This is a genomic window from Gemmatimonadales bacterium (assembly GCA_035502185.1).
GTDB lineage: Bacteria > Gemmatimonadota > Gemmatimonadetes > Gemmatimonadales > JACORV01 > Fen-1245.
Genome location: DATJUT010000022.1, coordinates 1 through 2,843 on the forward strand (window position 1 = coordinate 1; position 2,843 = coordinate 2,843).

Genomic DNA, 2,843 nt, shown 5'->3' on the forward strand with positions numbered 1-2,843 from the left:
CTCGCCGCTATCGGACACGGCGATCCCGTTCATGACGTCGGCCCAGGGCGGCCGCCGGTCCTGAGGGTAGAGGCCTGAGAAGTCGAGCACCTCTCTGACCGTACCGGTTCCCGGATCGATCCGCAGCACGAAGTTCGTCTGATAGACATTGGCGAAGAGGTCCCCCTTCACGTACTCGAGCTCGTTCAACCGGTGGAGTGGCTCCCCCTGATACCGCACGTGCACGACGCGTTTCACGCGGAAGGTCCCGGGCGAAACAAACCGGAGCGAATCCGACCCATCGCTCATGATCAGCGACGCACCATCGGTGGCAAGACCCCACCCCTCGCCCGGATACCGGAGGGAGTCGAGCAAGGCGAGGGTCGCAGCGTCATACACGTAGGCCACGCCTTCCCTCCACGTGAGCTGATAGAGACGGCCCCCGAGCAGGGCCAGGCCTTCACCGAACCGGTCGGCGGCGAGCCGGACCGCGGCGAGGACGCGCCCCGACCGGATGTCGAGGCGCCGCACTTCGGATTGGCCATAGAGGCCGGTGCTCTCGAACAGCACACCGTCTGCGCATACCAGGCCCTGGGTGTACGCGGTTGAATCATGAGGGTAGCGGGCCGTGACCTCGAACGGCTCGACACGGGGCGGTCGCCCGCAGCCCGCCAGCAGCGCGGCCAGAGGAAGCCAGCAAGGGACTCGGAGAGAGCGGGCGTCTACCAGGTGCACCGGAGCTCGTCGTGCGGGGCTCTGTAAACTGGCCTCGGATACCGGTGCGCGACAGCTCGCCGCACCCCGGCCTGGCCGGTCCGCCTTGACGAGGCCCGGCACGGCGGATACGGTACGAACACTCCCGTCAGCCCCTCCTGGCCCGCGTACGCGGGCACATCGACCATTCCATAGTGGAGCGCAGATGGCGACAAGCCGCTGGACGGTTCTGTTCGTGCGCCACGACACGACCGGCACGAGGGCATTCACCGTGTCCGGGACCGTCCTGAGGGTCGCCGCCGGGCTGGGGGTAGTCGTGGGGACCGCCACGATCGTGGCGGCGATCGGCGTCGTGTCGCGCTCCGTGGACCTGTCGCACGGCCGGCAGTTGGAACGCAGCAACCGCACCATCGCCGGTGAGGTCGCCCGCCTCGGCGGGCGCGTGGACGCCCTCAGGGACTCGCTCAACCTCCTGTCACGGCGCGACAACGAAGCCCGCCTCGTGGCGGGGATCGATCCGCTGAACCCCGACGTCGAGCGGGCGGGGATCGGCGGCCCGGTGGGGCCATGGCCCGACCGCGACCGCCTGCTGGTCGAGGGCGGAGCGGTTGGCCGCGAGGCAGCCGGCATCCACACGGATCTCGACGCGCTGATCCGCCGCGCGGGCATCCTATCGGCTTCGTTCAAGGAAGCCGCCGAAAGCCTGGCCGCGCACCACATGGAGCTGGAGGCCACGCCGACCATCATGCCGACGGCGGGCTTCCTGTCCAGCCGGTTCGCGGCCATTCGCTACCATCCGATCCTGCACGAGAACCTGCCGCACGAGGGCATCGACATCGCCGCGCCGTACGGCACGCGGATCGTGGCGCCGGCCGAGGGCCGCGTGATCCAAGTGGGCTGGCAGGAAGGATACGGGCTCATGGTCGTGCTGGACCACGGCTTCGGGCTCGAGACGCGGTACGCGCACATGTCACGCACCGCGGCCGCGGAAGGCCAGATCCTCCGTCGCGGCGACCTGCTCGGCTTCGTCGGCTCCACCGGACTCTCGACCGGGCCGCACCTCCACTACGAGGTGCGCGTCAACGGCCGCCCCGTGGATCCGCTCAAGTACATTCTGCCGGACGACTTCTCGGACTGAAGCCGCCGCGCCACCGCAGGGCCCCCTTCGCTCGCGGAACCGCTGAGCTCGCCAGCCCGGTGGCGGGCACCAACGTCCCTGGAGTGGTTATACTTACGCCTCCATGCCTCTGACATTGGGGCCGCGGCGTGAGGCCGCGAGATCCCTCGCGCACCGAGTCCCGGAAGCCGGCTCGCGGTGGCTCCGCCTGGCCCTCCTGGCCGGCTGCGCCGCCGCGCTCGGCGGGTGTGACAAGAACACCGCGGCGCCGCCGCCGCCGCCGACCGTCGGCTTCGACCCGGCGGCGGTCGACTCCGCCCTGGCGGTCGTGAGCGGCGTCCTCGGATCGCCGGCGATGCTGAGCCTGACGGCCCTGAGCCCGCTGCTGACCGCCGCGGCCGCCCCGCCGGCGACGCCGGGCGCCGCACCGACGATCGCGTGCGCCCCACCTGCCGGCCGGTCGGCTCCGCGTCCGGATCCGGCCGCCTCCGGCGTCGCCGCCCTTGCAGGGAACGCGGCCGGCCTGATCGCCGACTCCCTGTTCCGGCGCGTCGTGGTCTGGGACACCGCGGCGCGCGCCTATCGCGTCAGCGCCGACACCAGCGGCCCCGCGGGCGGCCTCCGGTTCCTGCTCTACCAGGTGACCAGCTACGGCCTGCCCACCGTTCCCCTCGCGACCGACGGATGGCTCGACCTCACCGACCAGAGCGCCGGCTCGACCCTGCAGCTCCGCTCGCAGGCCAGCAACGGCACCGCGGGCATCGCGGATTTCCTGGTCGGCCTGTCCGGCACACAGGCGGCCGATACCGCGCGGCTCAGCGGCACGGCCACCGACGGGGCGCACGTCGTCAGTTTCAACGACTCGACGCGGGGCGGCGCGGTCACCGGCACGACCGCCTTCCAGGTGACGGTCTCCGCCCACGTGGCCGACTCGCTGGACGGCTTCAGCCTGGACATGTTCGCCGCGCGCACCAACTTCGATCCGTTCGACTACGACGACACCCTGGATTTCACCCTCACCCGTGCCCCCCAG

At 71.1% G+C, this 2,843-nt stretch carries 3 protein-coding genes; 2 read left to right on the forward strand and 1 reads right to left on the reverse strand.

Going from position 1 to position 2,843, the window contains the following annotated elements; translation table 11 throughout:
- On the reverse strand, nucleotides 1-963 hold a 963-nt coding region (locus tag VMF70_02930; GenBank protein HTT66962.1), incomplete at its 3' end, for a glutaminyl-peptide cyclotransferase.
- Here VMF70_02930 and VMF70_02935 point away from each other — a divergent pair.
- Together VMF70_02935 and VMF70_02940 are read left to right on the forward strand one after the other, a co-directional pair.
- Entirely contained in the window at nucleotides 899-1,831 is a 933-nt protein-coding gene (locus VMF70_02935) for a M23 family metallopeptidase (GenBank protein ID HTT66963.1), read from the forward strand. The two genes, VMF70_02930 and VMF70_02935, sit on opposite strands and share 65 nt — an antisense overlap.
- A 103-nt stretch (nucleotides 1,832-1,934) precedes the next feature.
- The coding region (locus tag VMF70_02940; GenBank protein ID HTT66964.1) for a hypothetical protein at nucleotides 1,935-2,843 on the forward strand (909 nt) is incomplete at its 3' end.

Excerpts from the sequence above, each read along its gene's own strand:
- VMF70_02935 (HTT66963.1), top strand. The coding sequence starts at position 899 with ATGGCGACAAGCCGCTGGACGGTTCTGTTCGTGCGCCACGACACGACC.